At 47.3% G+C, this 3,439-nt stretch carries 4 protein-coding genes; all 4 read left to right on the top strand.

Going from position 1 to position 3,439, the window contains the following annotated elements:
• The first annotated feature begins 71 nt into the window (after positions 1 to 71).
• Genes AC1DUA_RS29635 through dnaB form a run of 4 tightly spaced genes read left to right on the top strand, consistent with a single transcriptional unit; the run spans position 72 to position 3,438 of the window.
• The gene (locus AC1DUA_RS29635; protein WP_477503157.1) at positions 72 to 779 is read left to right on the top strand and encodes an MBL fold metallo-hydrolase; all 708 of its coding nucleotides are present in this window, start codon (positions 72 to 74) and stop codon (positions 777 to 779) included.
• A 20-nt stretch (positions 780 to 799) separates the two neighbouring features.
• The gene (locus AC1DUA_RS29630; protein WP_477503156.1) at positions 800 to 1,759 is read left to right on the top strand and encodes a hypothetical protein; all 960 of its coding nucleotides are present in this window, start codon (positions 800 to 802) and stop codon (positions 1,757 to 1,759) included.
• Complete coding sequence (locus AC1DUA_RS29625; protein ID WP_477503155.1) at positions 1,713 to 2,114, top strand: hypothetical protein; 402 nt, start codon at positions 1,713 to 1,715, stop codon at positions 2,112 to 2,114. The genes AC1DUA_RS29630 and AC1DUA_RS29625 overlap by 47 nt, the downstream gene beginning before the upstream one ends.
• Positions 2,092 to 3,438, top strand: coding sequence for a replicative DNA helicase (gene dnaB, locus AC1DUA_RS29620; RefSeq protein ID WP_477503154.1), 1,347 nt, complete (start codon positions 2,092 to 2,094; stop codon positions 3,436 to 3,438). The genes AC1DUA_RS29625 and dnaB overlap by 23 nt, the downstream gene beginning before the upstream one ends.
• Position 3,439: the final 1 nt, after the last annotated feature.

The following is a 3,439-nucleotide window of genomic DNA, read 5'->3' as shown; positions in this document are numbered from 1 at the left end:
GATGTAGCTGATCCTGTTGACCTTAGTGGATTTAATGGTTCTGAACAATCTTCAATGGACGGTCCRGACTTTTGATCCGGGTCGTTCCTCTCGCCTCCAGCAGTGCCGGAAATGCTTACTACATAACAGATGGAACAACGGCACTGCTGCTTGAAGCAGGCATTAAATATAAAGAGATACAGAGGTCACTTAACTTCCAAACATCGGATATCGCAGGCTGCCTGATCACCCACGAACACGGGGATCATGGTAAGTCTGCTTCCGAGATTATGAAGGCAGGAATCACGGTTTATGCGTCTCAGGGAACGCTCGAAGCCCTCAGCTTGCAAGGACATCGAACAAAGCCCATACAGGCATTAAATCAATTCACGATAGGCACATGGACGATATTGCCTTTCGACATACAACACGACGTATCGGAGCCGCTGGGCTTCTTGCTCGTTAATCAGTCAGGAGATAAGCTGCTCTTCGCTACAGATACTTACTACATCAAATACAGGTTTCAAGGCATTACGCATCTTTTGGTTGAGTGTAATTATTCTATGAAAATACTAAATGAAAATGTGGAATCTGGTAGAGTTCCAGCGTCCATGAAACGCAGATTGCTTCGGTCGCACTTTAGCCTTGAGAACGTTAAGGACTTCCTACTTGCGAACGATCTGAGTCGCATACAGGAAGTTTGGCTGCTTCATCTAAGCGACAATAACAGTGACGAGGTTTTATTCAAAAGGGAAATACAGTCAGTTACAGGCAAGCCGGTTTACGTGGCACAAAGATAACAGAAGACCCGCGGGAGGGGATGACACATGAAATGCCTGACAACCACATAATTCCTGTCTCCAGCGGGCTTTTTGAACACAGAAGTCGCGTAGGTCCTGCAATATGGGAGTTCCTCTGGTGCATCGATGCAGTGAGCACAGAAGAGGTAGATGAGGCTGGTATCCACTGGGGTCTTGTACACGGTGGAGCTCCCGTAAAGCATGAACGAATTGCACGAGAAATTGAATCGAGCAAGGTTACTGTACAACGCAATCTGGCCATTTTGAAAAGCCACGGATACATAAATTCAGTCAGAACAGCCCGTGGTGAAATCATCAAAGTGGCAAAAAATAAGAAGGACTTTCACAAAAAGAGCGACGTCAAAAATGATAGTTCACTCAAAAGTGATACATCAAATTTGATAGTTCATAGTGAGAGAGTCATCAAAAATGATAGTTCAGATGAAAGTGAACTATCAAAAATGACAACTCTAAAAGACTTTAAAGATTTAGATCTTATCTCTGCTACTTCTGAAGATATAAACATTTTGGAATTTCGAGAGAAGATCAAAATCGTTGAAAATCATTTTGTGAAAAAAAGGAACTTGGGTGTAATTCTCAGCTTAGAAGATTCCACGGCGATATGCGATGCAGTATCAGACGGAATTCCCGTTGAAACGATTACTGCCACAATCGATTATTGCTTCCGGAAGTATAAACCCAAACATAAGCACGACCTTATCCGCAATTTCACATACTGCGTACCGAGCATTTACGATGCGTGGGTTCGCGAGAAAGCCATAACGGAGCCTGTTCTGCCAGATCCCGTCGCTAATGGCTGTCCCATAACAGAAAACGTGCCGTCGGAACCTGTCGCCCTTGGGACTTCTCGCAACTCTAAAACAAATAAAGCCTTTGACATGCTGGATCAAATCGCAAGGGAGGAACAAGAGCGTGAACAGAACGGAAGTCACCCAGTTGCTCAAGAAGATCAAGGGTAAGTATCCCGGGTTTCAGATTCCGACAGACTTTCAAGTTCTGCAATCCATGGTGGATGAATGGCTGGAAGACCTAGAGAACACTCCGTTCGAGGTAGCAGCTGAGAATCTTCGAAGGCATTCGGACAACGCCGAGCAATGGCCGCCAAGCATCGGGAAGCTCAAGCAACCGCTTAAAACGGACGAAGAGCTATATCACGAATCCATGAAACGCTCAGCGCAAGAGTTTCTAGCCCAAAAGGACGAGTGGATGAAAACCTCAGTCGGTCTGCCGGATCACATCAAGGCCATGATGAGCTTGCCTTACGAGGAAAGATTGGAGGCGCTAAAGGCTTATGCAGGACGCAATGAACGATAGTCTCAGCGCTGAGCAAGCGGTGCTGGGATCGATATTCATCGAGAATGAAACGATGTCGGTCGTGTCTGAACGGTTGTTGCCAGAGGACTTTCTTGAACCGAAGCACCGGATCATATACGAGTCCATGATTGAGCTTTATGACGCTGCAGAAACGGATACACCAGTTGATCTCCTGACGGTTACGAAACACCTACAGAAACGTCAGCAACTGGAACATGTAGGCGGTGTTGGGTATCTTTCAGAACTGACAAGCGCAGTACCGACRGTAGCCAATGTGGATTATTACGCCAAGCTCGTATTGGAGTCAGCGCTTGAACGGAAGACTCGATCTGGCATGCAGAAGATTTACCAAAACAACGATCTAACCGCTGAAGAGATGGCTGCGCAAGCTCAGGCCGTAGCCGAGGAAGTGGCAGAACGTTCGGTAAACAAGAAGGGTGGATTCAAGCGGATCGACGAAGTCAGCATGCAAGTGTTTGAGCAGATCGAGAAGAACAATGCGAACCCAAATCCTGGGGGCATCACAGGCATTTCCTCTGGGTTCGTGGACTTGGACAAGCAGACTTCCGGATTTCAGCGTCAAGACTTGATTATCGTTGGTGCTCGTCCATCAGTCGGGAAAACAGCTTTCGCTTTAAACGTTGCACAGAGCGCTGGAACAACTAGCGGCGAGGCGATTGCAGTATTCAGCTTAGAGATGGGCGCAGCACAGTTGGTCCAGCGGATGCTTTCCTCCGAAGGTCGTATYGACGCAAGCCGCATGCGTAGCGGAATCATGGAGGGTGACGACTGGGAGAAGCTGACGATGGCAATCGGCGAGCTGTCCCGAGCCAATGTCTATATCGACGATAGCCCATCTATAACAGTAAACGAGATCCGCACTCGATGCCGACAGCTAAAGAAAGACACTGGTTCACTTGGACTCATACTCATCGACTACCTTCAGCTCATTAGCGGATCGGGACGAAGCGAGAACCGGCAGCAAGAGATCTCCAAGATATCTCGCACACTCAAGCAAATTGCCCGAGAATTGGACGTTGCGATCATCGCTTTATCGCAGTTGAGTCGTGGTGTTGAGCAAAGAGCAGACAAGCGACCAATGATGTCAGACCTTAGGGAATCAGGATCTATCGAGCAAGATGCTGACATCGTAGCCTTCCTGTATCGGGATGACTACTACGATAAGGAATCAGAGAAAAAGAACATCATCGAAATTATCATTGCTAAGCAGCGGAACGGCCCAGTAGGAACGGTGGAGCTAGCGTTCATGAAGCAATACAACAAATTCCTAAACTTAGACCGCACACACCATGAGACACCATGAG

It is taken from the genome of Paenibacillus sp. 01T422, from assembly GCF_056398785.1.
Note: the sequence above shows the minus strand (reverse complement) of the source record. Positions and strands in the feature narration are given on the sequence as shown.